Source organism: Variovorax paradoxus (assembly GCF_022009635.1).
Lineage (GTDB): Bacteria > Pseudomonadota > Gammaproteobacteria > Burkholderiales > Burkholderiaceae_C > Variovorax.
In genome coordinates this window covers 6,715,127-6,739,617 of sequence record NZ_CP091716.1, presented here as the reverse complement: position 1 = coordinate 6,739,617, position 24,491 = coordinate 6,715,127, and the positions used below count along the sequence as shown (strand labels likewise).

23 protein-coding genes are annotated in these 24,491 nt (G+C 69.3%); 14 read left to right on the top strand and 9 right to left on the bottom strand.

All coding sequences use genetic code 11. The features are described 5' to 3' along the window. Positions 1–10 precede the first annotated feature (10 nt). From kdpB to L3V85_RS31560, 7 genes are all read left to right on the top strand, one after another. Complete coding sequence (gene kdpB / locus L3V85_RS31585; protein WP_237676540.1) at positions 11–2,113, top strand: potassium-transporting ATPase subunit KdpB; 2,103 nt, start codon at positions 11–13, stop codon at positions 2,111–2,113. Between the two features lie 13 nt (positions 2,114–2,126). Then, complete coding sequence (gene kdpC / locus L3V85_RS31580; protein ID WP_237676539.1) at positions 2,127–2,738, top strand: potassium-transporting ATPase subunit KdpC; 612 nt, start codon at positions 2,127–2,129, stop codon at positions 2,736–2,738. Between the two features lie 67 nt (positions 2,739–2,805). Continuing rightward, the gene (locus L3V85_RS31575; RefSeq protein WP_237676538.1) at positions 2,806–3,126 is read left to right on the top strand and encodes a hypothetical protein; all 321 of its coding nucleotides are present in this window, start codon (positions 2,806–2,808) and stop codon (positions 3,124–3,126) included. Next, positions 3,116–3,247 (top strand): hypothetical protein, encoded by a 132-nt coding sequence (locus L3V85_RS37375; protein WP_272934377.1) that lies wholly within the window; start codon positions 3,116–3,118, stop codon positions 3,245–3,247. The genes L3V85_RS31575 and L3V85_RS37375 overlap by 11 nt, the downstream gene beginning before the upstream one ends. Before the next feature lie 14 nt (positions 3,248–3,261). Continuing rightward, positions 3,262–6,015: a DUF4118 domain-containing protein gene (locus L3V85_RS31570; RefSeq protein WP_237676537.1), complete on the top strand. Its 2,754-nt coding sequence runs from the start codon at positions 3,262–3,264 to the stop codon at positions 6,013–6,015. A 4-nt stretch (positions 6,016–6,019) separates the two neighbouring features. Beyond that, on the top strand, positions 6,020–6,724 hold the full coding sequence (gene kdpE, locus L3V85_RS31565; RefSeq protein WP_237676536.1) for a two-component system response regulator KdpE: 705 nt from the start codon (positions 6,020–6,022) through the stop codon (positions 6,722–6,724). A 125-nt stretch (positions 6,725–6,849) separates the two neighbouring features. Next, entirely contained in the window at positions 6,850–8,031 is a 1,182-nt protein-coding gene (locus tag L3V85_RS31560; RefSeq protein ID WP_237676535.1) for an FAD-dependent oxidoreductase, read from the top strand. Between the two features lie 54 nt (positions 8,032–8,085). Here L3V85_RS31560 and L3V85_RS31555 read toward each other — a convergent pair whose 3' ends face one another. The 7 genes from L3V85_RS31555 to L3V85_RS31525 form a co-directional block, all read right to left on the bottom strand. After that, positions 8,086–9,438, bottom strand: coding sequence for a hypothetical protein (locus L3V85_RS31555; RefSeq protein WP_237676534.1), 1,353 nt, complete (start codon positions 9,436–9,438; stop codon positions 8,086–8,088). A 189-nt stretch (positions 9,439–9,627) separates the two neighbouring features. Beyond that, positions 9,628–10,764: a zinc-binding dehydrogenase gene (locus L3V85_RS31550; protein ID WP_237676533.1), complete on the bottom strand. Its 1,137-nt coding sequence runs from the start codon at positions 10,762–10,764 to the stop codon at positions 9,628–9,630. An 86-nt stretch (positions 10,765–10,850) separates the two neighbouring features. Next, positions 10,851–11,387 carry a dual specificity protein phosphatase family protein gene (locus L3V85_RS31545; RefSeq protein WP_237676532.1) on the bottom strand — a complete coding sequence of 179 codons (537 nt, stop codon included), beginning with the start codon at positions 11,385–11,387 and terminating at the stop codon, positions 10,851–10,853. Beyond that, complete coding sequence (locus L3V85_RS31540) at positions 11,384–11,878, bottom strand: hypothetical protein (protein WP_237676531.1); 495 nt, start codon at positions 11,876–11,878, stop codon at positions 11,384–11,386. Before L3V85_RS31540 ends, L3V85_RS31545 begins: the two co-directional genes overlap by 4 nt. Next, positions 11,875–13,020, bottom strand: coding sequence for an MGDG synthase family glycosyltransferase (locus tag L3V85_RS31535; RefSeq protein ID WP_237676530.1), 1,146 nt, complete (start codon positions 13,018–13,020; stop codon positions 11,875–11,877). Before L3V85_RS31535 ends, L3V85_RS31540 begins: the two co-directional genes overlap by 4 nt. Positions 13,021–13,093: 73 nt before the next feature. After that, positions 13,094–14,539, bottom strand: a complete 1,446-nt coding sequence (locus L3V85_RS31530; protein WP_237676529.1) for a nicotinate phosphoribosyltransferase — start codon at positions 14,537–14,539, stop codon at positions 13,094–13,096. A 64-nt stretch (positions 14,540–14,603) separates the two neighbouring features. Continuing rightward, complete coding sequence (locus L3V85_RS31525) at positions 14,604–15,683, bottom strand: bifunctional nicotinamide-nucleotide adenylyltransferase/Nudix hydroxylase (protein WP_237676528.1); 1,080 nt, start codon at positions 15,681–15,683, stop codon at positions 14,604–14,606. Between the two features lie 83 nt (positions 15,684–15,766). On the opposite strand from L3V85_RS31525, the gene L3V85_RS31520 reads away from it, so the two are divergent. The 5 genes from L3V85_RS31520 (at position 15,767) to L3V85_RS31500 (ending at position 20,455) form a co-directional block, all read left to right on the top strand. Continuing rightward, positions 15,767–16,600 (top strand): pseudouridine synthase, encoded by an 834-nt coding sequence (locus L3V85_RS31520; protein WP_237676527.1) that lies wholly within the window; start codon positions 15,767–15,769, stop codon positions 16,598–16,600. Further along, a complete protein-coding gene (locus tag L3V85_RS31515) occupies positions 16,567–17,688 on the top strand; it encodes a winged helix DNA-binding domain-containing protein (protein WP_237676526.1) in 1,122 nt (373 codons plus the stop codon). Before L3V85_RS31520 ends, L3V85_RS31515 begins: the two co-directional genes overlap by 34 nt. 142 nt (positions 17,689–17,830) lie before the next feature. Beyond that, positions 17,831–18,487, top strand: coding sequence for a response regulator (locus tag L3V85_RS31510; protein ID WP_237676525.1), 657 nt, complete (start codon positions 17,831–17,833; stop codon positions 18,485–18,487). A 67-nt stretch (positions 18,488–18,554) separates the two neighbouring features. Continuing rightward, entirely contained in the window at positions 18,555–19,955 is a 1,401-nt protein-coding gene (locus L3V85_RS31505; protein ID WP_237676524.1) for a sensor histidine kinase, read from the top strand. Positions 19,956–20,116: 161 nt separating this feature from the next. After that, entirely contained in the window at positions 20,117–20,455 is a 339-nt protein-coding gene (locus tag L3V85_RS31500; RefSeq protein ID WP_237676523.1) for a hypothetical protein, read from the top strand. A 4-nt stretch (positions 20,456–20,459) separates the two neighbouring features. Here the strand turns inward: L3V85_RS31500 and aqpZ are convergent, their stop codons facing one another. Together aqpZ and L3V85_RS31490 are read right to left on the bottom strand one after the other, a co-directional pair. Further along, positions 20,460–21,167: an aquaporin Z gene (gene aqpZ / locus L3V85_RS31495; RefSeq protein WP_237676522.1), complete on the bottom strand. Its 708-nt coding sequence runs from the start codon at positions 21,165–21,167 to the stop codon at positions 20,460–20,462. Between the two features lie 186 nt (positions 21,168–21,353). Then, entirely contained in the window at positions 21,354–22,364 is a 1,011-nt protein-coding gene (locus tag L3V85_RS31490; RefSeq protein ID WP_237676521.1) for a zinc-dependent alcohol dehydrogenase family protein, read from the bottom strand. 100 nt (positions 22,365–22,464) lie between these two features. Between L3V85_RS31490 and L3V85_RS31485 the strand changes: the two genes are divergently transcribed. Together L3V85_RS31485 and L3V85_RS31480 are read left to right on the top strand one after the other, a co-directional pair. Beyond that, positions 22,465–23,385: a LysR family transcriptional regulator gene (locus L3V85_RS31485; protein ID WP_237676520.1), complete on the top strand. Its 921-nt coding sequence runs from the start codon at positions 22,465–22,467 to the stop codon at positions 23,383–23,385. 60 nt (positions 23,386–23,445) lie between these two features. Further along, entirely contained in the window at positions 23,446–24,480 is a 1,035-nt protein-coding gene (locus L3V85_RS31480) for an ABC transporter substrate-binding protein (protein WP_237676519.1), read from the top strand. Positions 24,481–24,491 lie beyond the last annotated feature (11 nt).

Sequence of the window (24,491 nt, the reverse complement as noted above, 5' to 3'; positions counted from 1 at the left end):
GGAGCGCAACATGACTACTGCCAATACCAAGACATCTCTTTCGCTGTTCGACGCGGCGCTGGTCAAGCCCGCGCTGTGGGCCGCCTTCGCCAAGCTCAACCCGCGCACCCAGTGGCGCAACCCGGTGATGTTCATCGTGTACATCGGGAGCATCCTGACGACGGTGCTCTGGGTGCATGCGCTGAGCTTCCCGGGCGACACCGGCATGAAGCCCGCCTTCGTGCTGGCCGTGACCATCTGGCTGTGGTTCACCGTGCTGTTCGCCAACTTCGCCGAAGCCCTGGCCGAAGGCCGCAGCAAGGCGCAGGCCGCCTCGCTGCGCGGCCTGCGCAAGGACACCTGGGCCAAGAAGCTGCACGAGCCGCACCACGGCGCGCAGTGGCTGCCGGAGCAGGCTCCCAACCTGCGCAAGGGCGACGTGGTGCTGGTCGAGACCGGCGACGTCATTCCGCTCGACGGCGAGGTGATCGAAGGCGTGGCCTCGGTCGACGAAAGCGCCATCACCGGCGAATCGGCACCGGTGGTACGCGAATCGGGCGGCGACTTCTCGGCCGTGACCGGCGGCACCCGCGTGCTGTCCGACTGGCTGGTGGTGCGTATTTCCGTGAACCCGGGCGAGTCTTTCCTCGACCGCATGATCGGCATGGTCGAGGCCGCCAAGCGCCAGAAGACGCCCAACGAGATCGCGCTGACCATCCTGCTGGTGGCGCTGACCATCGTGTTCCTGATGGTCACGGTCACGCTGCTGCCGTTCTCGATCTTCAGCGTGGAAGCCGCCGGCGCCGGCACCGTGGTGTCGCTCACCGCGCTGGTGGCGCTGTTGGTGTGCCTGATCCCGACCACCATCGGCGGGCTGCTGTCGGCCGTGGGCGTGGCCGGCATGAGCCGCATGATGCAGGCCAACGTGATCGCCACCTCGGGCCGCGCGGTGGAAGCGGCCGGCGACGTCGACGTGCTGCTGCTGGACAAGACCGGCACCATCACGCACGGCAACCGCCAGGCAACTTCGTTCCTGCCGGCGCCCGGCATTCCGAAGGCCCGCCTTGCGCGCGCCGCGATGTTCGCTTCGCTGGCCGACGAGACGCCCGAAGGCCGCAGCATCGTCGAACTGGCCCGCCGCGACGGGCTGGACACCACCGCCGTGGAAGGCGCGCGCTTCGTGCCCTTCACCGCGCAGACCCGCATGAGCGGCGTCGACCTGCCGGCCGCGCCCAACAGCCTGGACGCCGACGACGTGCTGCTGCGCAAGGGCTCCGTCGAGGCGGTGCGCCGCCACGTGGAGGCGCTGGGCGGCAGCATGGCGCCCGAAGTGCTGCGCGCGGCCGAGGAAACCGCGCGCCGCGGCAGCACGCCGCTGGCCGTGGCCGAAGGCAACCGCGTGCTCGGCGTGGTCGAGCTCAAGGACATCGTCAAGACCGACATCAAGGAGCGCTTCGCCGAACTGCGCCGCATGGGCATCAAGACGGTGATGATCACCGGCGACAACAAGCTCACCGCCGCCGCCATTGCCGCCGAGGCCGGCGTGGACGACTTCCTGGCCGAGGCCACGCCCGAGGACAAGCTGGCGCTCATCCGCCAGTACCAGTCCGAAGGCCGCCTGGTGGCCATGACCGGCGACGGCACCAACGACGCTCCCGCGCTCGCGCAGGCCGACGTGGCCGTGGCCATGGGCAGCGGCACGCAGGCCGCCAAGGAGGCCGGCAACATGGTCGACCTGGACTCCAACCCGACCAAGCTGCTGGAAGTGGTGGAGACCGGCAAGGCGCTGCTCATGACGCGCGGCTCGCTCACCACCTTCTCGATCGCGAACGACGTGGCGAAGTACTTCGCCATCATCCCGGCGATCTTCGTGTCGACCTATCCGCAGCTGGGCGCGCTGAACGTGATGCGCCTGGCGAGCCCGTCGTCGGCCATCCTGAGCGCGGTGATCTTCAACGCACTGGTCATCGTGTTCCTGATTCCGCTGGCACTCAAGGGCGTGCGCTACCGGCCCGTGGGCGCCGCGTCGCTGCTGCGCCGCAACCTGGCCATCTACGGCCTGGGCGGCCTGCTGGTTCCCTTCATCGGCATCAAGCTGATCGACTGGCTTCTTGTCGTCGTCCATCTCGTCTGAGGAGTTCTTCATCATGAACAACAACAGCGGCAACATTGCCCGCCCCGCGCTCGTGCTCTTCGTGCTGCTGAGCGCGCTCACCGGCCTGATCTACCCGATGGCCGTCACCGGCGCCGCCAAGGCGGTGTTCCCGGCGCAGGCCGATGGCAGCCTGATCGTGCTCGACGGCACCACGGTGGGCTCCAGGCTCATCGGCCAGAACTTCAGCGACCCGAAGCACTTCTGGGGCCGCCCGTCGGCCACCTCGCCGCAGCCGTACAACGGCGTGGCCTCCGGCGGTTCCAACCAGGGGCCGCTGAATCCGGCGCTGACCGATGCCGTGAAGGCGCGCGTCGAGGCGCTGCGCGCGGCCGACCCTGGCAACACCGCGCCGGTGCCGGTGGACCTGGTCACCGCGTCGGCCAGCGGGCTCGACCCCGACATCAGCCCGGCCGCCGCGCGCTACCAGGCGGCCCGTGTCGCACGCGTGCGCGGCATTCCTCTCGACCGCATCAACACGCTGATCGCCGACAACACCGAAGGGCCCAAGTGGGGCTTCCTGGGCGAGTCGCGCGTCAATGTGCTCGCGCTGAACATCGCGCTCGATGCCTTCGCAGGTTCCTTCAGTCCTTCGACGTCCCGTTGAGGAGAAACAGACCATGGCCTATGCCGCCTACCGAGAACACCCCGGCGTGCCGCGAACGCACGCACCCATGAGCAAGCCGAACAGCAAGCAGGGCACAAGCCCGTACTACGTGCTCGACGTCACCGTCTGCTGCGCCGACGCCCTGCGCGTGCGCCGCAGTGTGGCCGGCTGCCCCGACGCGGGTGTGGTGCGCTGCGAGCCGCTGCTGCACGCCTGCAGCACGCAGGAAAGCGATGCGCCCTGCGTGCGCCTGATGATCCGCCTGCCGATCGGCAGCTACGCGGACGTGCTGCATCGCCTGATCGAATGCGTGCCTTCGGGCGAGATCGGCCGGCTCGTGAGCTGGCGCGACCACCTCGCGCGCTGCGGCCTCGGCCATGGTCACTGACCTGCTTCTGGCCCTGCTGGCGATGGCGGCGCTGTTCGTGCCGCTCGGCTTTGCGTGGTGGGTGCTCTCGCGCACCGCGCGGCGCCGCACCGACCGCCGCAAGGACCCTCCGATGCGATAACCTGCACGGCACCCATGCTCGACGACCGCCCCGACCCCGACGCCCTGCTCGCGCAACTGCGCAGCGACGAGGCGCGCGCGCAGCGCGGCAAGCTGCGCATCTACTTCGGCGCCAGCGCGGGCGTCGGCAAGACCTGGGCCATGCTCAGCGCCGCGCAGCGCGAACGCGCCGCCGGGCGCGACGTGCTGATCGGCGTGGTCGAGACCCACGGCCGCAGCGAAACCGCCGCGCTGCTCGCCGGCCTCGAGGCGCTGCCGCTGCGCGAGCTGGCCTACCGCGGGCGCACCCTCGCCGAGTTCGACCTCGACGCCGCGCTGGCCCGCAAGCCCGCCGTGCTGCTGGTCGACGAACTGGCCCACACCAACGCCCCCGGCTCGCGCCATGCCAAGCGCTGGCAGGATGTGCAGGAGCTGCTGGCCGCCGGCATCGAGGTGTGGTCGGCGCTCAACGTGCAGCACCTGGAAAGCCTGAACGGCACAGTCGGTGCCATCACCGGCGTGCGGGTGCACGAGACCGTGCCCGACACCGTGCTCGACGAGGCCGACGAAGTGGTGCTGGTCGACGTCACGCCCGACGAACTCACGGCGCGGCTCGCGGCCGGCAAGGTCTACCTGCCGCAGCAGGCCGAGCGCGCGGCGCAGAACTTCTTTCGCAAGGGCAACCTCATCGCGCTGCGCGAGATCGCGCTGCGGCGCACCGCCGAGCACGTGGAAGACGACGTGCGCGGCTGGCGCGTGGAGCAGTCGGGGCCGGGCGCCGGCGGGAACGGAAAGGGGCGCGGGCTGCAGGCCTGGAACACATCGGGCGCGATCCTCGCCTGCGTCGGCCCGCACGAAGGCGCGGCGCAGACGGTGCGCACCGCCGCGCGCCTGGCGGGCCAGCTCAACGTGCGCTGGCATGCGGTGTATGTGGAGACACCCCGGCTGCAGAGGCTGGCCGCCGCCGAGCGCGACCGCATCCTCGCGGTGCTCAAGCTGGCGGAAGAACTGGGCGCCGCCACGGCGGTGCTCACCGGCTCCGACGTGGCCGAGCAGCTCGCCGAACAGGCAAGGCGGCTCAATTGCGCCACGCTGGTCATCGGGCGCCCGGAGCCGGCCACGGGCTGGCGCCGCTGGTGGCCGGCGGCCGCGTCGCCGCCGTTGTCGCGTGCGCTGGCACAGCGCGCGCCCGCGCTCGACATCATGGAAGTCGCGCCCGCCGACAGTTCGCGCCGGCTGTCGCGCGCGCCGCTGGAGGGCGCGCGCATCGACAGCGACGACCACGAGAAGGCGCCGACCTACTGGCCGGGCTATGCCTGGGCCACCGCCACCAGCGTCGCGCTGACGCTGATCTGCACGCCGCTGGCAGGCGTGCTGGAGCTGTCGAACATCGTCATGCTGTTCCTGCTCGGCGTGGTGGGCGTGGCGATGCGTTTCGGGCGCGGGCCTTCGGCGCTGGCGGCGCTGCTCAACGTGGCGGCCTTCGACTATTTCTTCGTGCCGCCGCGCATGTCCTTCGCGGTCAGCGACGTGCAGTACGTGCTGACCTTCGCGATCATGCTGGGCGTCGGCCTGCTGGTGGGGCAGCTCACGGCCGGTCTGCGCTTCGCGGCCGGCGTGTCGACCAGCCGCGAGCGGCGCGCGCGCTCGCTGTTCGAGCTGACGCGGGAGCTGTCCGCCGCGCTCGAGAGTTCGCAGGTGGTCGCGCTCGGCACGGCAGCGGTGCAGGGGCACTTCGGCGGCCATGCGCTGGTGCTGGTGACCGACGCGGCCGACCAGCTCGTGCTGCCGGCCCATGCGCCCGAGGGCTTCGATCCGCAGGTGGCCGACTGGGCCTTCCGCCACGGCCAGCCGGCGGGCCTTGCGACCGCCACGCTGGCCGCGCAGCCCTGGCACTACGTGCCGCTGCGCGCGCCGATGCGCGTGCGCGGCGTGCTGGCGCTGTCGCCCGCGCAGCCGCGCTGGCTGCTCATTCCCGAGCAGGCGCAGCAGCTCGACACGCTGGCGCGGCAGATCGCGATTGCGCTGGAGCGGGTGCACTACGTCGAGGTGGCGCAGCAGGCGGTGGTAGAGATGGAATCGGAGCGGCTGCGCAACGCGCTGCTCGGCGCCATCTCGCACGACGTGCGCACGCCGCTCACCGCGCTGATCGCCCTGGCCGAGTCGCTGCAGACCCTGCCGCCCGAGGAGCACGACAACGCCGCGCGCGCCATCGTCGCGCAGGCGCACGAGCTGCATGCGCTGGTCAACAACCTGCTGGACATGGCGCGGCTCGAAAGCGGCATCGCCGGCGGCGCGGTCAACCTGCGGCGCGACTGGCAGTCGGTGGAAGAGGTGGTGGGCTCGGCCATCCGCGCGGCGCGCACCTCGCTGGGAAACACTGTCGTGCGCACCGCACTCGACGCCGAGCTGCCGCTGGTCGAGTTCGACGCGGTGCTGATCGAGCGCGTGCTCGTCAACCTGCTGGAAAACGCCACCAAGTACGGCGCGCCGCCCATCGAGGTCGGCGCGCGGGCCGAGCCCGGCACGCTGGTGCTCACGGTGCGCGATCACGGGCCCGGCCTGCCCGCCGCATTGCTCGGCCACGAGCAGAAGCTGTTCGACAAGTTCACGCGCGGCGAGGTCGAGTCGGCCACGCCGGGCGTGGGCCTGGGCCTGGCGATCTGCAAGGCGGTGGTGAGTGCGCACGGCGGTGAGATCACGGCAGGCAACGCGCGCGACGGCGGTGCAGAATTCACGGTCACCCTGCCGCGTCGCGACCCCCCAGAACCCGCCGAAGCACAACTCTGAAGCCATGCCAGCCCCCACCGCCATCGTGATCGAAGACGAGCCGCAGATCCGCCGGTTCGTGCGCGGCGCGCTCGAGGCCGAGGGCTGGCTGGTGCACGAAGCCGGCACCTTGCGCGACGGCTTGGCGGCGGCCGGCACGCGCCAGCCCGACCTGCTGGTGCTCGACCTCGGCCTGCCCGACGGCGACGGCGTTTCGCTGATCCGCGACGTGCGCGGCTGGTCGGCGGTGCCGATCATCGTGCTGTCGGCGCGCACCGACGAGGCCGACAAGATCGCCGCGCTCGATGCCGGCGCCGACGACTACCTGACCAAGCCCTTCGGCACCGGCGAGCTGCTGGCGCGCGTGCGGGCCAACCTCAGGCGCCCGCGCGCCGCGGGCGGTGGTGGCGGCAACGACGAGCCGGCCGAGGCGCTGTTCCGCTTCGGCGAGATCGAGTTCGATCGCGCGGCGCGGCTGGTGCGGCGCGCAGGCGCCGAGGTGCACCTGACGCCCACCGAGTACCGGCTCCTGTCGGTGCTGGTCGCGAACGCAGGCCGCGTGCTCACGCAGCGGCAACTGCTGCGCGAGGTGTGGGGGCCGTCGTACACCGACCAGAGCCACTACCTGCGCATCTACATGGGGCACCTGCGGCAGAAGCTCGAGGCCGACCCCGCGCAGCCGCGGCATCTGTTGACTGAGACGGCGGTGGGGTATCGGCTGGTGGTTTAGCAACGTCATAGCCTGAGTGGCCAGAATTCACTGTTTTTGGTCCAGATGGCGTTACCGCCTTCGGCCCCACCCGGCAAACACTCCTCCTGTCCGAATGTCCGGACCTCAACTACAGGAGCGCAGACTTGCACATAGTCATCATCGGCGCGGGCCTCGGCGGTCTGTGCCTTGCCCAGGGCCTTCAGCGCCGCGGCATTTCCTTCGACGTCTACGAGCGCGACACCGCCCCGGACAGCCGCCCGCAGGGATTCCGCATCAAGATCGACCAGACCGGCCAGCAGGCCATCGAGGCCTGCCTGCCGCCCGCGCTGAACGCGCTGTTCCGCGACAGCTGCGCGATTCCCGTGGACGGCGTGAACCTCATCGGCCCGGACCTCGAACCGGTCAGCGACAGATGGGTCGCCTCGTGGCAGCGCGCCGGCGGCGACGATGCGCCCGTCGGGCGTGTCGAAGATCTCAATGCTGACCGGCTGGCGATGCGCAAGGTGCTGCTGCGCGGCATCGAGGCGCACGTGCATCTCGGCCGCGGGTTCACTGGCTACGAGCGCAACGAAAGCGGCAATGCGTGGCGCGCGAAGTTCGATGACGGCAGCACGGCCGAGGCCGATGTGCTCGTGGCCGCCGACGGCGTGAACTCCACGCTGCGAGCGCTGCGTTTGCCCGGCGTGGCGCCGGTCGACACCGGCTCGACCTGCATCTACGGCAAGACCCTGTTCACGGCCGCCACCGCCGCTCAGATCGCGCCGCTGTTCCTCGCCAGGACATCGGTCGCGTTCGCCGACCGTTTCGCGGTCATCGTCGATCCGATGAAGTTCAGGCAGCCGCTGGGCGACTATCTGTACTGGGGGGTGATCGGGCCGAACGACCGGCTGAACCCCGCGTCGGACCCGCGCGGCCACGCCCATGCCACGGTGCTGTCGCACACCGCCGGCTGGCACCCGGGCTTCCGCGCGCTCTTCGAAGGAGCCGAGCCGTCGGACGTCGCCATGCTGCCGATCCGCACGATGAACGCGCCGCCCGCATGGACCAGCGACGGCGTGACTGTGCTCGGCGACGCGATCCACGTCATGAGCCCGGCGGGCGGGCTTGGCGCGAATACGGCGCTGCACGATGCGGCGATGCTTGCGGAGAGGCTCGGAACTGCGGCGATAAAAGGAACGCCGGTGCTGGCGGCGGTCGCGGACTACGAAGCGGCGATGCGCGACTTCGCGCGCGAAGCGATCAGGCAGTCGAACGATGGCGCTGCATTGCTGTTCGGGGCTGTGGCGGCACCTGCGAGCGAAACGGCCGGGCTCGCGAAGAGTTGACCGGCCATGAAGAGGCGGCCCTCGCGGGCCGCCTTTTTTCTCGCGTCGTGCAACTCAGTGCGCGGGCGCGGGCACGAGCTTGCGGATCTTTCCGCTCCCTTCTTCGGCAATGAAGAGATCGCCGTTCTTGTCGAGTGCGAGGCCGGCCGGGGCACTGAATTGCGCCGCCGCTCCGATGCCGTCGCTCGCCCCTCTGGTGTCGCTGCCCGCAAGGGTCGTGACCACGCCAGACGGCGAGATGCGCCGCACCCTGTTGCCGGCGGTTTCGACAACATAGCAATAGCCCTTGCTGTCGATCCCGATGCCGTACGGGTAGTTGAAGCTGGCCGCGGCACCGATGCCATCGGCAGACGTCCTGGTCCCGTTGCCGGCCAGCGTGGTGACCTCGCCTGTCTGCGTGATCTTGCGGACCCTGCTGTTGAGCCCGTCCACGACGTAGATGTTGCCGTCGGCATCCAGGGTCATGTGCGCCGGGCTGCTGAATCTCGCCGCCGAGCCCGTGCCGTCCACGAATCCGGCGTTGTTGCCGCCTGCCAGGGTCGTGACCACGCCCGCCGGATCGATCTTGCGGATCTTGTTGCCTTCGGACTCGGCCACATACAGATTGCCGGCGCTGTCGATCGCGAGGCCGCGGGGACCGAAGAAGGTGGCCGCGGTTCCAATACCGTCGTTCGACGACTGGGCACCGCTGCCCGCCAGTGTCGTCACCACGCCGGCCTGCGAAATCTTCAGCACCTTGTGCTGTCCGCTGCTGGCGACATACACGTTGCCGTCGCTTCCGACGGCGACCCCGAACGGATTGTCGAGCGCCGAGGCCAGCGTGGTGACGGTTCCGTCCGCCGCGATCTTGCGAAGACCACCATTCCATTCGGTGACATAGAGATTGCCGGCGGCGTCGAAGGCGGCGCCCACGGGGCCCGCGAACGCAGCCGTCTGAAGGGTGCTGACTTCCGCTGCGCCCGTACCGCAGACGACGCTCACGTTGGTCACGTCGGCGCTTGCCGAGCCGTCGCCGTTGCTCACGGTGCAGACCATCCATCTGTTCTGCTGATTGACGGTGACGGCATAGCCCCCGGTCACGGCGGTCGGGAAGGCGAATGCACCGTTGGCGTTCAGTTCGAGGGCGTCGCCGCCGTTGTTGAGCAATGTCACTTGCTGTCCGCTTTCCAGTCCGGACACCGTGCCGGAAATATGAAAGCTCGTTGGCGCAGCCGGCTCGGGCGTGACCGAAGGCGCGGGCGACGAAGGGGGCGTGGCCGCCGGGAAGAAGTAGCCCGGCGATCCGCCGCCACCTCCGCCGCCGCAGGCTGCGAGGCCGGCAAGGACAGCGATGCCCACCGCGCGGGTGATGGGGGTGGGCCACGCCGCGAGACGTCGCGGCGATGCCGATGAAATGATGTTCGTCATGCTCTTTTTCGGGTGTCCTTCTTCACCTGCTGCGTTGGCTCGATGCACTGCGCGCCGCCGTGTAGCGGGAGCGAGTGGCGGCCAGTCAGGTTAGAGCTGAAGGCGAAATTGAAACTGAGCGTTTCTGAGCGGCGTTGCCCTGACGCAGCGCTCGGCCGCGTCAGGATCGGGCCCCGGCGGCGTGCGGGACTACTGGGGAGCGGTCGCGCCCTTGTTCGGATTCAGCAAGAACTTCTCCCCCGTCGCCTGCTTCCCGTACACCCCGATCGCATCGAGCTGCAGCGCCTCGACCAGCGACACCTCGCGCGTGTACTTGCTGGCGAAGGTGGTCTTCAGCTCCGCCACGACGCGGGCCTTCAGGCGTTGCGTGCCTTCGTCGCCCAGCTTCTGCAGGAACGGGAACAGCAGCCAGCCGCCCATGCCCCAGGCCATGCCGAAGTTGCGCACGAACTCGGTCGGGCCGCGGTCCAGGCCGCCGTAGATGTAGACCTGCTTGTGGGTGGTCGAGCCGTAGCGGCTGTATTCCTTGGCGGTGCGGTTCAGCGCCGCTTCCATGCAGCCGAGGATCTGCCCCGCGAGCTTGCCGCCCCCGGTGGCGTCGAAGGCCAGCGTGGCGCCGGTCTCGACCAGTGCCTGCGTCAGGTCTTCGAGGAAGGTGGGCGAGGTCGCGTTGCACACATACTTCGCGCCCAGTCCGCGCAGCAGGTCTTCCTGCTCCTGCTTGCGCACGATATTGACGAGCGCGATACCGTCCTTCTGGCAGATCTTGTTGAGCATCTGGCCCAGGTTGGACGCCGCCGCCGTGTGCACCAGCGCCTTGTGGCCTTCCCTGCGCATGGTCTCGACCATGCCGAGCGAGGTGAGCGGGTTGACGAAGCACGATGCGCCTTCGGCCGCGGTGGTGCCGGGCGGCAGTTCGAGGCACATCGCGACGGGTACGGCGCGGTACTGCGAATACATCGCGCCGCCGATGGCGGCCACGGTCTTGCCCAGCAGCGCTTGCGCGGCGGGCGACGATCCTGCCTTCACCACCACGCCCGCGCCTTCGTTGCCGACCGGCATCGACTGGTCGAGCCGCGCGGCCATGGCGGGGCGGGCGCGTTCGGGCACGGTGGCCGTGACCACGGGCCGCTCGGCGGTGCCGGAGGCCTTGGCGGTGCTCATGTCGGCCGCGCCGAACAGCAGGCCGAGGTCCGACGGATTGAGAGGGGAGGCCTCGACGCGGATCACCACTTCGTGGGCCTGCGGTTCGGGAATGGGGTCGTCGTGCAGCGAGAGTTCGAGCTCGCCGTTCGAGCGAATGAGGGAGCGGATTTGCAGTGCCATGGAAGAGCCCTTCGTGAAGCTTCGCAGATGGCCGTCGGCCACGGGGCGGCCAGTATAGGAGCGGGGTCTGGAAGCCGCTGGCGCCTTCAGGACACCACGGGAATCACGGGGGCATGCGCCAGCGCATGGCGCATCCGGGCGGGGTCGAGGCGCTCGATGTAGCGCGGGATGTTGCGCCACAGCGTGTGGTAGCCGTAGCCGCCGCGCAGCATTTCGTGGCGGGCGCTGTCCTTGTCCCAGTCCTGCACGGCCATGCGGTACACCGCCGCGATCACGCCCGTGCGGTCGGCGCCGTGCATGCAGTGGATCAGCACCGGGCCCTGCTTTTCCGCCTCGCGGATGGCGAGCAGCGCGCGCAGCACCTTGGCGTCGTCGATGGACCAGGTGTTGATCGGCACCCGCACCAGCCGCACGCCGGAGCCGGCGAACACTTTCTTGTCGTCGTTGAACGAGCGCAGGCTCACCACGGTGCGGATGCCCAGCGACTGCAGCGCCGCCATGTTGGCGCGACGGGGCTGCGCGCTGCGGTACAGCGTGGGCGTGATGCGGTGCAGGTTCTCGACGCGCAGCTCGTCGAGCGGGTCGGCCCAGTGGCCGGGGCGTGCGTCGGAGGCGATCGTCATGGCTTGCGCTTCTTCCAGTGGCGCACCGTGAGGATCAGCAGCGCCACCGCGAGGCCGCCCCAGTAGTCGACCGGCGCGCCCCACAGCCAGTGCTTGTGCCAGAACGCGTCGGTCGGGTTGAAGCGCGCCCAGCCGAAGGCCGGGTTGATGATGAACCACAGAAAGTCCTCGCAGACCCAGAACACGATCAGCCCCGCCACCGCGAGCCCGACGTCGCGCCACGTCCAGCGGCCGTTGAAGGCCAGCGGCGAGAAGAACACCAGCGCCATGAAGGTGAACACCCATGCGTGGTAGCCCGTCATCGCGCGGCCGCCCCAGAAGATGTCGAGCCAGATGCTGTTCTCGATGCGCCAGGTCGGCAGCGACGTGGCCCAGCCGGCGCCGCCTTCGATCTGGATTTCGGCATTGGCGAAGAAGAAGGCCATGACGGCCACCCAGACGAGATAGCCGAGCGTGCGGCCCACGCCGGTCTTTTCAGTGTCGCGGTTCATGCGGCGCGATCCGACAGCACGTGCTGCAGCACCGCGCGCGCCGCCCGCGGCTTGCCCAGCGCGCGGCTGCGGGCGGCCATGTTCGCGAGCTTGGCGGTGTCGGCCATCAGGCGCGCGACCTTGTAGTCGAGGCCGATGGCGTCGTAGGCCAGCCATGCGGCGCCTTCTTCCATGAGGAAGCCGGCGTTGTGTTCTTCCTGCCCGGGAATGGGCGATATCAGCAGCATCGGCTTGCCCAGCGCCAGGCACTCCGACACGGTGAGCCCGCCCGGCTTGGTGACGACGAGGTCGGACGCGGCCATCATCTTGTGCATTTCGTTGGTGAAGCCGATGGCGACCACGCGGCCCGGGTGGCGCCTGGCCAGCGCCTCGAGCTTGCCGTAGGCCTCCACGTTGCGGCCCGCGACGGCGATCACCTGGAAGTTGCCTTCCCCGCCGAGGCCGAGCACGCGCTCGACCATGCTCGGCAGGTCGCCCACGCCCGCGCCGCCCGAGGCCATCAACAGTACCGGCCGCGACGGATCGAGGCCCAGCTCCGCCGCGCAGGCGTCGCGCGCGAGCGCCGGAGCATCGGGCTCGGAGAATGCCGGCATCACGGGAATGCCGGTGACATGGATGCGGTCCGCCGGAATGCCGCGCGCCCGCAGGCGGAACGCCACTTCCTCGGTGGCAGCGAGGTAGCCGGTCATGCCCGGCACCAGCCACATGTTGTGCAGGTCGTAGTCGGTGATCTGGAGCCACACGGGGTAGTCGATGCGGCCCCGGTTGCGCTCGCGCATCAGCAGCTCGGCAGGCAAAAAGTGCGTGCAGATGACGGCGTCGGGTTGCTCGCGGCGGATTTCCTTCACCAGCGCGCCGGTGCTCAGCCGCTCGATGCCGCGGCGCAGGCGCTGCGAGGGCGCGTGGTGGGGCGTGGTGTCGGTGCGCTGGTGCAGGTACGACCAGAGCTCGGGCGCCCGGTTCACGAGCTGGATGTACCAGTCGGTGTAGACCTTGCGAAAGCCCCCGGCCACGTGGGCCATCGCATCGATGTGGACCGCCGTGCAGGGCGGGGCGAGGGTCTGGGCGGTGGCGGCAAGCGCCTGTGCTGCACGCACGTGGCCGTTGCCGGCGCTCACGCTGAGGATCAGGAGTTTGGTCATGAAATCCGGGAGTTGCGCGGATTATGGCGATGCCTTGTTGCACTCCCTCCCGAAACGCCTGACCCGACAAAGCCTACAGCGGCGCCCGCGAAGTGATGAACTGATTCACCCCCGCGGCAGCACGCGCGCGAACAGCATCGAAAGTCGTGCTCTCCACAATGCGCCCGTTCTCGAACACCGTCTGCAGCAGATCGGCCTGGCCCGCCGCCAGTGTCTCTTCACGCACGGTGCTCTCGATGCCGTTCGCATTGCGCACCAATGCAAGACGCCCCTTCTTCGAAGCCTTGCCCACGTCTCCCACGGGCGACTTGTAGACATCGCGCCACTCGCCGTTCACCTGCATGGCCGAACACTTCATCGCCCACTGCATCGTGTCGCGATTGACCTGCTGCAGCAGACCGCCGCCCATGCCGAAGGAAATGTTCTCCGTCGAAAAACCGTTGTGGAAGAAGTTCGACAGGCACAGCCGCAGCGAATCGAGATTCACGCCGTCGCCCTGGATGATGCGCACGTTGTTCAGCACCCGAAAGCCCTTGGCGTTGGTCGTGGTGCCGAAGCGGTCGGCCAGGATCTGCGCCACCTTCAGCGTGGTTTCAGCCGGGTCGCCCGAGTCCGGCCGCACCACCAGCGTCGCGCCCGAGGCCACCACCTTCGCCTTCAGCTCCTCGCCCCAGATGCGCGCGCAGGCATTGAAGATGTCGTAGCTGTCGCTCACCACCGCGAATGTGGCGCCGGGCTTGCCGAACTGCTCGACCATGTTCCCGTACGCATCCGCCTCGTGCTCGCGGCCCCAGCCCGTGATGGTGCTGTGCTCGGCGGCGGGAATCGAGAAGCCCGCCACGTCGCAGTCGTAGTACCGGCGTGCCGCCACCAGCGCGGCGAGCGTGTCGGTGCCCATGAAATTCACCAGGTGGGCCATGCCGCCAAGCGCGGCTGACTCGAGACTCGACACGCCCCGCGCGCCGAAGTCGTGCAGCCTGAAGGCGATCTGCCCTTGCGGGTCGTCGCAGGTCGCTTCCAGGTAACGCAGCAGCGTGGTGCGCGCGGCCGCCGACAGCGTGGCCACCGTGGTGGGGTACCAGATGGCGCGCAGCAGCTCGGTTTCGAGAAAGCTCGTGACCCAGAAGAACTCGGGGTCGGTGTTCTCGATGGTCGCGAGCACGTTGTGCACCGGCGTCACGCTGCCCTCGGGCACGGCGCGGATGCGCACCGGCATCAACCCGCCGTGCTTCTCGATGAGGCGCAGCCAGCCTTCGCGGTTGAAGGGCTCGCCGTGCGCGGCCATGAGCAGGGCGGCCTCTTCCACGTCGTCGCGCGTCACCGGCGTCTGCAGGTATTCGCGAAGGTAAGCCTGCAGCCCGAAGAACAGCGAGTGGCTGAAGATGCCGCCGCGCGACTCGATGTAGCTGTACACCGTCTGCGTGCCGGGCGGGTACTGCATCCAGTGCGACACCTTGTAGGAGTCGGTACGCAGCAGCAGGTTGTTGCCCAGGGGCGAGGAGGTGAGATTGCGGTTCATGTGAAAGCTCCTTTCACGTTGGCCCCGTCAACCGGGGCCGTTCTTGCTGACAAGGCCGGGGCGTTCAGTTCTTGCCCAGGCCACCCAAAAAATGATTCGCGATGAAGAAGTGGTCTTCGTAGATGCGCTCCTGCATGTCGAGGAACTCGGCAATGGGCACCCAGCGCACTTCGGCCGCGTCGTCGTCGGCGCGCACGTCCGAAAGACCCGTCCACTGGTTGTGCGCCAGCTCGAAGAAGAAGCCGTGCGTGATGGTGCGGCCGCGCTGCGAGCGCTCGGGCGCGTCGAACACGTGGCTGGCCTTCATGCTGCCGTTGAGCACGGGCACCGGCACCTTCAGGCGGGTTTCTTCCTTCAGCTCGCGGATGGCCGCCTCCTGCAGCCGCTCCTGCTGGCCGACGAAGCCGCCGGGCAGCGCCCAGGTGCCCTTGCCGGGATGGAACTTGCGCTGCACCAGCAGGATGTGGCCGGCCTCGACCACGACGGCGTCGACCGTGGTGTAGATCGGCGGAAAGTCGCTGCCCGCGTAGCGGTACTTGTCGCGGTAGTCGACCAGGAAGGCGCGTTCTTCGCAGAGCTCGGCGTAGTCGGCGGTGCGGGTGAACTGGTCGAGGAAAGCGGCCGTGCCGTCGGGCAGGTCGGCGCGCGCGAGCTGGCCGCGGTTCTCGGGGTCGAAGTAGAGGCTGCGCACGTCGGTGGCGTTGAGGCTCTCCACGCTGTTCTGCCCGACGAACTCCCAGTGCGGGAACATCTTCAGGTAGTAGCTCGATGCGTCCTTCAGGTGGCCCACCAGCGCCACCCTGGCCTTGGCGGGCGCCAGGCCGTCCTGCGCGATGAGCCGCTCGACCGCCGACTGGATCGACGCGATCCAGATCTGGTCGTTGTAGGGCGAGTCGCCCACGCCGACCACGCTCACGCGCATCTGGTCGCTGCTGCGAAGGCAGGCGCGCACCATGCGTTCGCGTTCGTCGAAGGTGAAGGGGTTCTTGACGCTGCGCGGCTGCCGGTCGGAGCCGACCACCACGATGACCCGATCGGCGGCGCGGGAGGCCTCTTCGATGAGTCGTTGATGTCCGAAATGAACGGGCTGGAAGCGCCCGATGACGATGGCGTACTGGTACTTGCGTGTGTTTTGCGTGTTCATTTGGGAATCCCCCAAAAAGGGCGCGATCAGCTCGCGCTTGCGTTCAGGATAGCATCGGTGCCGCACATTGATCAAGCCTTCCGATGACCGAGCCCTCTTCTCCCCCCTCCGATGCCGTGCGCCTGAACAAGCGCATGGCCGAACTGAAAATGTGCTCGCGCCGCGAGGCCGACGAATGGATCGCCAACGGCTGGGTCAAGGTCAACGGCAGGCCGGCCGAGATGGGCGTCAAGGTCACGCCGTCCGACCGCATCGAGATCGACAAGGCGGCCAAGGGCCAGCAGGCGAACCAGGTCACCATCCTCATCAACAAGCCCATCGGCTACGTGAGCGGGCAGGCCGAGGACGGCCACGATCCGGCGGTCGTGTTGTTCACGCCGCAGAACCGCTGGGCCGAGGACAACGCGCGCTTCTTCTTCAGCCCGCAGCAGCTGCGCGGCCTCGCGCCGTGCGGCCGGCTCGACATCGACTCCATCGGCCTGCTGGTGATGACGCAGGACGGGCGCATCGCGCGCCAGCTCATCGGCGAAGACTCGGTGATGGAAAAGGAATACCTGGTGCGCGTGGCCTACCACGGCCTGGGCCAGCCCGCGCCCACCGGCCAGCTGGTGCGCATGGACGACGACGACCCCGTCACCACCAACGTGCAGGCGGTGTTCCCGCCCGCCATGCTCGCAAGGTTGCGCCACGGCCTGAGCCTCGACGGCCAAGCGCTGAAGCCGGCGCGGGTCGAGTGGCAGAACCCGGAGCAGCTGCGCTTCGTGCTCACCGAAGGCAAGAAGCGGCAGATCCGCCGCATGTGCGAACTGGTCGGCCTGAAGGTGGTGGGCCTGAAGCGGGTGCGCATCGGCAAGGTCATGCTGGGCAACCTGCCGGTGGGGCAATGGCGATACCTGGCGCCGCACGAGAAGTTCTGAGCCTGCGCGCGCTGAACCGCGCCACGCTCGCGCGGCAGATGCTGCTGCAGCGGCGCGCCCTGACGGCGACGCAGGCCGTCGAGCGGCTGGCCGGGTTGCAGGCGCAGGCGCCCAACCCGCCCTACATCGGCCTCTGGAGCCGCATTGAAGGCTTCCGGCGAGAGCAGCTCACCGATGCGCTGCGCAAGCGCCGCATCGTGCGCATGTCGACCCTGCGCGGCACCCTGCACCTGATGAGCGCGCGCGACGCGTTGGCATGGCGCCCGCTGCTGGAGCCCGTGCACCAGCGCGGCCTGCTGGGCAACCACAAGAAGGCGCTCGACGGCCTCGACCGCGCGGCGGTGATCGAGGCGGGGCGCGCGCTCCTCGCAGAGCGGCCACGCACCGGCGCCGAACTCGGGCAGGCCCTGGCCCTGCGCTGGCAGGGGCGCGAGACCGCTTCGCTCGCCGGGCTGATCCGCAACAACCTGCCGCTGGTGCACCTGCCGCCGGCCGGCACCTGGAACTCGCACCAGAGCGCGCTGCTGCAGCCTCTTGGCGACTGGCTCGGGGATGCCGTCGATGCCGGCCCGGCCTCGCACGACGACCTGCTGCTGCGCTACCTGGCCGCCTTCGGGCCCGCCACGCTGGCCGATGCCGGCGCATGGTCTGGCCTCACGGGCTGGAAGGCCGTGGCCGAGCGCCTGCGGCCCCGGCTGCGCGTGTTCTCGGGCGAAGACGGCCAGGAACTCTTCGACCTGCCTCGCGCCCCCCGGCCAGATCCCGACACGCCCGCGCCGCCGCGTCTCGTGGCGGAGTGGGACAACCTGCTGCTCTCCCATGCCGACCGCAGCCGCGTGCTGAGCGAGGCACACCGCGCCCGCGTGTTCACTGCCAACGGCATCGTGCGCGGCACGGTGCTGCTCGACGGCTTCGTGGCGGGCGTCTGGAAGATCGAGCGCGAGAAGAAGAACGCCGCCACCGTGCTGCTGGAGCCGTTCGCACGCTGGTCGAAGTCAGACCGCGCCGCAGTGGAGAAGGAAGCCCTCGACCTGCTGGCCTTCGCCTCGGGCGGCGAGGGCGAGCGCCACGCCGTTCGCATGTCCTGATCCTGTGGCGGCAGGCCATTGCCCCCGCGATGCATGCGCCGCCTAAGCTGCGCCTAAGTATTCACACCTACTCTGCGCCACGGCGCAGGCACTTCCGATCATCCCGTTCGCGTGCTACCTTGCGGCCTGAGGAGTCGCCGCAATGCGCGTTCTGCTGGTGGAAGATGACGAAATGATCGGGCGCAGCCTCAAGCAGGCGCTCGAAGGTGCGGGCTGGTCCGCGGATTGGGTGCGCGACGGCGAACTCGCCCAGAGCGCCCTGGGCGACGGCGGCTACACCTGCGTGCTGCTCGACCTGGGCCTGCCGAAGCAGGACGGCACCGAGGTGCTGCGCCGCGCCCGCGAACGCGGCGACGCCACGCCGGTGCTGGTGCTCACCGCCCGCGACGGCCTCGACGACCGCATCCACAGCCTCGACCTCGGGGCCGACGACTACCTGCTCAAGCCCTTCGAATTCCGCGAGCTGCTCGCGCGCATGCGCGCCATCGTGCGGCGCCGCGACGGTGCGGCGCATTCGCTGGTCGGCAGCGGCACGCTGCAGCTGGACCTCACCACGCGCGAGGTGCTGGTCAACGGCGAGCGCGAGGCGCTCACCGCGCGCGAGTTCGCGCTGCTGCATGCGCTGCTGGAGCGCCCCGGCGCCATCCTCTCGCGCGAACAGCTCGAGAACCGAATCTACGGCTGGGGCGAGGAAGTCACCAGCAACGCGATCGACGTGCTGATCCACGGCATGCGGCGCAAGCTCGGCGCCGACGCGATCCGCAATGTCCGAGGGCTGGGATGGCGAGTGGTTGCATGATGAGGCTCGCCCCTAGCCTTCGCGCACTTCGTATCGCCGCGGCATTTCGCGAACGGGCCGTTGGTTTATGACCGGCGGGGACCGTAGCAGCGGCCGCTGGTGGCGGCCGCATTCGCTGCGCACGCAGCTGCTCTTGTGGCTCATCACGCTGCACCTGGGCGCCGCGGTGCTGACCGCCTGGTTCTCCTTCGTGGCCTACGGCAACCTCGTGCACAACGCGATGGACGACCAGATGCGCCTGGTGGCCGATTCGTACGGCGGCAGCGATCCCCTGAAGATCCCGCGTCCGATGGACGGCGAAGCCGCGTTCTCGCGCGGCGTCTTCATCGTGCAGATATGGAGCCCCGACGGCCACACGCTGCGCGCCAGTTCGTGGCCGGTGCTCGCGGTGCCGCTGCAGTCCCGTGCGGGCTTCAGCGACGTGAGCACGGGCGCGCATGCGCAGTCGAGCTGGCGCGTGTTCACGGCCGAGCCCGGCCCGCGCGCCGACCAGCCGCGCGTGCAGGTGCTGCAGAACGAGGACTACCGCCGCCGCCGCGCCCTGCGCCGCGCGTTGCTCGAGGGCCTGCCGATCACGCTGCTGCTGCCGCTGGCGCTGCTGATCCTGTGGATCATCGTGTCGGCCGCCTCGCGCTCGCTGCGCGCGGTGGCGCGCGATGTGGCCTCGCAGGACGAGCGCAGCCCCACCGAGCTGTCGCTGGCGCGCGTGCCCGAAGAGATCGCACCGCTGGTGGGCGCCTTCAACAACCTGCTGTCCCGCGTGCGCAGCGCCTTCGCGACGCAGCGCCGCTTCGTGCAGGACGCGGCGCACGAGCTGCGCACGCCGATGGCCGCCATCGGCCTGCAGATAGAGAACCTGCGCGCGCACGTGCCGGCCGGCGAGGCGACCGAGCGCTTCAATCAGCTCGAAGCCGGCGTCACGCGCGCGCAGCACCTGATCGAGCAATTGCTCAACCTGTCGCGGCAGGACGCACCGCAACGCAGCACCGCGGGCGAGTGTGTCGACATCGAAGTGCTGCTGCGCGAAAGCGTGAGCCAGCTGATGGTGGTGGCCGATGCGCGGCGCGTGGACATCGGCTTCGAAGGCAGCATCGCCGCGGTGGTGTTCGCGCCGGCGGCCGAGCTGCGCAGCGTGTTCGACAACCTGATCGACAACGCGCTGCGCTATGCGCCCGAAGGCGGCGTGGTCGACGTGAAGCTGCATCAGTTCGGCGGCCATGCGGTGGTCGACGTGCTCGACAACGGCCCCGGCATTCCGAAGGCCATGATGGGCCGCGTGTTCGACCGCTTCTTCCGCGTGCCCGGCGCGGCGGCCGGCGGCAGCGGCCTGGGGCTGGCCATTGCGCGCACGGCGGCGGAGCGGCACGGTCTGCGCATCGAACTGCATAACCGCGACGACGGCCCGGGATTGATGGCGCGCGTACACCTGCCGCCGTCCCCGCCTTCGCCTGCGTCTGTTTCCTACTGATGAGTGCCAAAGGCCACGGATAGGCGCGGACTCTCACCCGCACCTAACTCTTCGCTCACCTTCACATCAGTCTGCGTGCCTAGAGTGCACTCAGGTCCTGCCACGCGCAGTTCGCGTGATGGCACGAGGCCGGAGACAACATGCCCTCAGGAGAACACACCATGCGTATTTCCCTCAAGCTTCTCGCCGTCGGTTCTTTCGCTGCCATCGCGGCGCTGGGCACTGTCGGTGCGTCGGCCGAAACCACCGATGGTTCGGACTTCCATCCGCTGCAGATGAACTCGCCCGTGAACCCCGATGTCCAGGCCGGCGCGATGGCCGCGGCCCGTCCGACCGGCACCGAGCCCGTTGGCCAGTCGACCAGCGCGCCCGCGATGAACTCGACGATGCCGGTGTCCGACATCCAGGCCGGCGCCTATGCGGCGTCGCACCCGACCGGCACCGAGCCGATCGGTCAATCGACTTCGCTGCCGATGGTGAAGTCGGGCAGCGGCAGCTGAGCGATCAGTCGTCGTTGCTGCTGCTGAGCAGTGCACGGTAGATCACCGCGCCGACGATGGCGCCCGCGATGGGCGCCACCCAGAACAACCACAGTTCCGACACCGCATAGGACGGCCCGAAGAGGGCCGGGCCCGTGCTGCGTGCGGGGTTCACCGAAGTGTTGGTCACGGGGATCGACACCAGGTGGATCAGCGTGAGGCACAGGCCGATGGCCAGCCCCGCGAAGCCACCGGCCGCGCGCTTGGCGGTGGCACCGAGGATCACGATCAGGAACACGGCGGTCATCACTACTTCGGTGATGAGCGCCGCGGTCATGCCGTACTTGCCTGGCGAGTGCTCGCCGTAGCCGTTGGTGGCGAAGCCGCCGATGTCCGCGCCCGGCTTGCCGGTGGCGATGAGGTAAAGCACGCCCGCCGCCGCGATGGCGCCGAGCACTTGCGCCACGATGTAGCCCGCGAGTTGAGAGGCCCTGAAGCGGCCCGCCGCCGCGAGGCCGATGGACACCGCAGGATTGAAGTGTCCGCCCGAGATCGGCCCCAGCGCATAGGCCCCGGTCACCACCGTGAGGCCGAAGGCCAGCGCGACCCCGTGAAAGCCGATGCCGGTACCTGGAAAGGCCGCCGCGAGCACTGCGCTGCCGCAGCCTCCGAGCGTGAGCCAGAAAGTACCGATGAACTCGGCCGCCCATTTCTTGCCGGTGCTGTGTTCCATGACGCTCCATCCTGAAGTTGAGGGTTTGCGCCGGCCGCCGGCCTTTGCGCGGGGCGGATTCTAGGAACGGCAAACGCGCTGTCGCCGCATGTCTTTCGGCCTGGCGGAACCTGTTCACGTTCGCCTCCGCTTTGTGCATTCGCACCGTCGGCCGCGCATTCGCGAACCGAGCATTCCTTCACGTTTTCAGAGCGTGACCACGATCTTTCCGAAGGGTCCGCGCGCGAGGTGATCGAGCGCGTCGGGCAATGCATCGAACGCGTAGCGCGCCGCGATCACCGGCTTGAGCGCGTTCACGTCGACGGCGCGCACCAGGTCTTCCAGGGCGCGCCGGTGGCCCACGCCGATGCCCTGCACCGTGGCGCGGCCCAGCACCATGGCATAGAACGACGCGCTCAGGGTCTCGCCTTCGAGCATGCCGATGATCGACACGCGCCCGCCCTGCCTGAGCGCCTGCAGCGAGCGGTCGAGGTTGGGTCCGCTCGCGAGCTCGAGCACATGGTCGGCGCCGCGCCCGTGCGTGAGCCTGCGCACTTCGGCCGGCCAGTCGCTGCTCCGCGCCAGCACGTGCGATGCACCGAGCGCGAGCGCCTGCTGGCGCTTGTCTTCGCTGCCCGTGACCACGATGGCCCGCGCGCCATGCAGCCGCGCGATCTGCAGGCCGAACAGCGCGACGCCGCCGGTGCCGTGGATGAGCACCGTCTCGCCCGCGCGCAGCCCGCCGGTCTCGGCCAGCGCGAACCAGGCGGTGAGGCCGGCGCAGGGCAGGGTGCTGGCCTCGGCCAGGCTCAGCGTGGCGGGCGCGGTCACGGCCCAGTCCGCGTCGATGCACACGTGCGAGGCCAGCATGCCCGGTCCCGGGCCGCCGAGCAGCGTGGCGCCGGCCTGCCAGTGGCTGTCGATCCAGCCGCCCCAGAAGGTGCCGAGCACGCGGTCGCCGGACGCGAAGCGCGTCACGCCCTCGCCCGCGGCCACCACGGTGCCCGCCATGTCGGAGCCAGGCGTGAAAGGCAGCGCCAGCGGCATGCCCATGCCGTCGCGCACCATCAGCAGGTCGCGGTAGTTGAGCGCCACCGCGCCGACCCGCACCAGGATCTGGTTGGCGCCCGGCGCGGGCAGGGGCGCTTCGGCCTGTTCGAGATTCGCGCGGCCGAGCTTCGGCAGTTGCCAGCGCCGCAGCGTTCGGGTTTCTTGCATGAGAGGACTCCGGGGAAAAGAAAGATGCCTTCATGCTATTGACGATGCCATGTACCCGGTGGCGGATAATTTTCGCTTTACTGGTGCTTGAAAGTCTCCAATGGGTCAACGTCTTCAGGGCATCGAGGAATTCGTCGCGGCGGTGGAAGCGGGCAGCTTCGCGCTGGCCGCGCAGCGCCTGCATGTCACGCGCTCGGCGGTGGCCAAGAGCATCGCGCGGCTCGAGGCGCGCCTGAACACGCGGCTCTTCCTGCGCACCACGCGCAGCCAGAGCCTCACCGAGGAAGGCCACGGCTACTACGAGCGCTGCCGCCGCGCGCTGGCCGAGCTGGAGGCGGCCGAGGCCGTAGCCGACGTGGCGCGCAGCACCGCCTCCGGGCTGGTGCGCCTGAGCATGCCGGCGATGCTGGGCCGGCTGAAAGTGGGGCCGCTGCTGCTGGCGCTGGCGCGGCGGCATCCGCAGCTGTCGCTCGAACTCTCGTTCAATGACCGGCGCGTGGATCTGGCCGAGGAGGGGCTCGACCTGGCCATCCGCAGCGGCGAGCTGGCCGATACGGACGAACTCGTCGCGCGGCCGGTCGGCATGCAGTGGATGGCGTTGTGCGCCGCGCCCGCCTACCTGGCCGAGCGCGGGCATCCGCGCGGCGTGGCCGAACTCGCCGCGCCGCACGAGGCGGTGCTCTACGCGCGCGACGGGCAGGTATCGGCCTGGCGCTTCCACGCGGCCGAAGGCGGCCCTGCGGAGCCGACCGAAGTGACGCTGCCCTCGCGCCTGCGCTGCGACAGCGCCGAGGTGCTGCTGGAGGCCGCCATCGGCGGCATGGGCCTGGCGCGCCTGCCGGCCTGGCTCGCCGCCGATGCGCTGGCGGCCGGCACGCTGGTGCGCGTGTTCGACGAGCCGCAGCCCTTCGGCTTCGCGCTGCACGTGATCCGCTCGCGCAGCCGCTACCTGCCGCTGAAGACGCGCGTCGTGGTGGACTGGCTGGCCGAGCACCTGCCGCCGCTGCTGGCCGCGCGCTGAAGACCCGCGCGGGCGCTATCCTGCGGCTTCCATTCATCGAACAACGAGGAGACACGCCGCATGCGCCCATTCGCCATTCCACACATCGCAGCCGCCTTGGCATGCACGGCGCTGCTGGGCGCGTCGAACGCCGCCGCGCAGGGCACCGTCAACGCGCTGTGCAGTACCGACGCGGGCTGGTGCGAGGCGGCCGCCGCGGCCTTCACGCGCGAGACCGGCATCAAGGTGCTGCAGGCCCACAAGGGCACCGGCGAAATCGGCGCGCAACTGCGCGCGGAAGCGGCCAACCCCAAGACCGATATCTGGTGGGGCGGCACCGGCGACCCGTTCCTGCAGGCGGCAGAGCAGGGCCTGCTGGAGCCCTACCGGCCGGCCTACATCAACGACCTGTACGACTGGTCGGTGCGCCAATATGCGATGTCGCAGAACATGGTGGGCGGCTTCTACACCAGCGCCATCGGCTTCGGCTTCAACACCGACCTGCTGAAGAAAAAGAAGCTGCACGAGCCCAAGTGCTGGGCCGACCTGATCAAGCCCGAATACAAGGGCGAGATCGAGATCTCGCACCCCGCCTCCAGCGGTACGGCCTACACCATCATCGCGGGCCTTGTGCAGCAGATGGGCGAGGACGAGGCCTTCGAATACCTCAAGAAGCTGCACCGCAACGTGACCAGCTACACCCGCAGCGGCCAGGCGCAGGCGCCCAACGTGGCCAAGGGCGAAGTGGCCATCGGCGTGAGCTTCATCTTCGGCTTCGAGCGTTGGCGGTATGACAAATTTCCGGTCAAGACCGCCGCGCCCTGCGAGGGCACCGGCTACGAGATCGGCGGCATCGCGCTGGTGAAGGGCGCGCGCAACAAGGAGAACGCCAGGCGCTACTACGACTGGCTCATGAGCCCCGCGGGCCAGTCCATCGGCGGCAAGTCGGGCAGCCTGCAGTCGCCCGCCAACAAGACCTTCAAGCCCGATCCGCGCATCCCGTCGATGGCCGACGTGAAGCTCATCAAGTACGACTTCGAGAAATACGGCAAGGCTGCCGAGCGCAAGCGGCTGATCGACCGCTGGACGAAGGAAGTCGAATCCCAGCCGCGCTGATGACGCGGGCA

What these genes read in the sequence shown, in the direction of transcription:
- kdpB (WP_237676540.1), top strand. Translation starts at nt 11, where the DNA reads ATGACTACTGCCAATACCAAGACATCTCTTTCGCTGTTCGACGCGGCG.
- kdpC (WP_237676539.1), top strand. Translation starts at nt 2,127, where the DNA reads ATGAACAACAACAGCGGCAACATTGCCCGCCCCGCGCTCGTGCTCTTC.
- L3V85_RS31575 (WP_237676538.1), top strand. Translation starts at nt 2,806, where the DNA reads ATGAGCAAGCCGAACAGCAAGCAGGGCACAAGCCCGTACTACGTGCTC.
- L3V85_RS37375 (WP_272934377.1), top strand. Translation starts at nt 3,116, where the DNA reads ATGGTCACTGACCTGCTTCTGGCCCTGCTGGCGATGGCGGCGCTGTTC.
- L3V85_RS31570 (WP_237676537.1), top strand. Translation starts at nt 3,262, where the DNA reads ATGCTCGACGACCGCCCCGACCCCGACGCCCTGCTCGCGCAACTGCGC.
- kdpE (WP_237676536.1), top strand. Translation starts at nt 6,020, where the DNA reads ATGCCAGCCCCCACCGCCATCGTGATCGAAGACGAGCCGCAGATCCGC.
- L3V85_RS31555 (WP_237676534.1), bottom strand. Translation starts at nt 9,438, where the DNA reads ATGACGAACATCATTTCATCGGCATCGCCGCGACGTCTCGCGGCGTGG.
- L3V85_RS31550 (WP_237676533.1), bottom strand. Translation starts at nt 10,764, where the DNA reads ATGGCACTGCAAATCCGCTCCCTCATTCGCTCGAACGGCGAGCTCGAA.
- L3V85_RS31545 (WP_237676532.1), bottom strand. Translation starts at nt 11,387, where the DNA reads ATGACGATCGCCTCCGACGCACGCCCCGGCCACTGGGCCGACCCGCTC.
- L3V85_RS31540 (WP_237676531.1), bottom strand. Translation starts at nt 11,878, where the DNA reads ATGAACCGCGACACTGAAAAGACCGGCGTGGGCCGCACGCTCGGCTAT.
- L3V85_RS31535 (WP_237676530.1), bottom strand. Translation starts at nt 13,020, where the DNA reads ATGACCAAACTCCTGATCCTCAGCGTGAGCGCCGGCAACGGCCACGTG.
- L3V85_RS31530 (WP_237676529.1), bottom strand. Translation starts at nt 14,539, where the DNA reads ATGAACCGCAATCTCACCTCCTCGCCCCTGGGCAACAACCTGCTGCTG.
- L3V85_RS31525 (WP_237676528.1), bottom strand. Translation starts at nt 15,683, where the DNA reads ATGAACACGCAAAACACACGCAAGTACCAGTACGCCATCGTCATCGGG.
- L3V85_RS31520 (WP_237676527.1), top strand. Translation starts at nt 15,767, where the DNA reads ATGACCGAGCCCTCTTCTCCCCCCTCCGATGCCGTGCGCCTGAACAAG.
- L3V85_RS31515 (WP_237676526.1), top strand. Translation starts at nt 16,567, where the DNA reads ATGGCGATACCTGGCGCCGCACGAGAAGTTCTGAGCCTGCGCGCGCTG.
- L3V85_RS31510 (WP_237676525.1), top strand. Translation starts at nt 17,831, where the DNA reads ATGCGCGTTCTGCTGGTGGAAGATGACGAAATGATCGGGCGCAGCCTC.
- L3V85_RS31505 (WP_237676524.1), top strand. Translation starts at nt 18,555, where the DNA reads ATGACCGGCGGGGACCGTAGCAGCGGCCGCTGGTGGCGGCCGCATTCG.
- L3V85_RS31500 (WP_237676523.1), top strand. Translation starts at nt 20,117, where the DNA reads ATGCGTATTTCCCTCAAGCTTCTCGCCGTCGGTTCTTTCGCTGCCATC.
- aqpZ (WP_237676522.1), bottom strand. Translation starts at nt 21,167, where the DNA reads ATGGAACACAGCACCGGCAAGAAATGGGCGGCCGAGTTCATCGGTACT.
- L3V85_RS31490 (WP_237676521.1), bottom strand. Translation starts at nt 22,364, where the DNA reads ATGCAAGAAACCCGAACGCTGCGGCGCTGGCAACTGCCGAAGCTCGGC.
- L3V85_RS31485 (WP_237676520.1), top strand. Translation starts at nt 22,465, where the DNA reads ATGGGTCAACGTCTTCAGGGCATCGAGGAATTCGTCGCGGCGGTGGAA.
- L3V85_RS31480 (WP_237676519.1), top strand. Translation starts at nt 23,446, where the DNA reads ATGCGCCCATTCGCCATTCCACACATCGCAGCCGCCTTGGCATGCACG.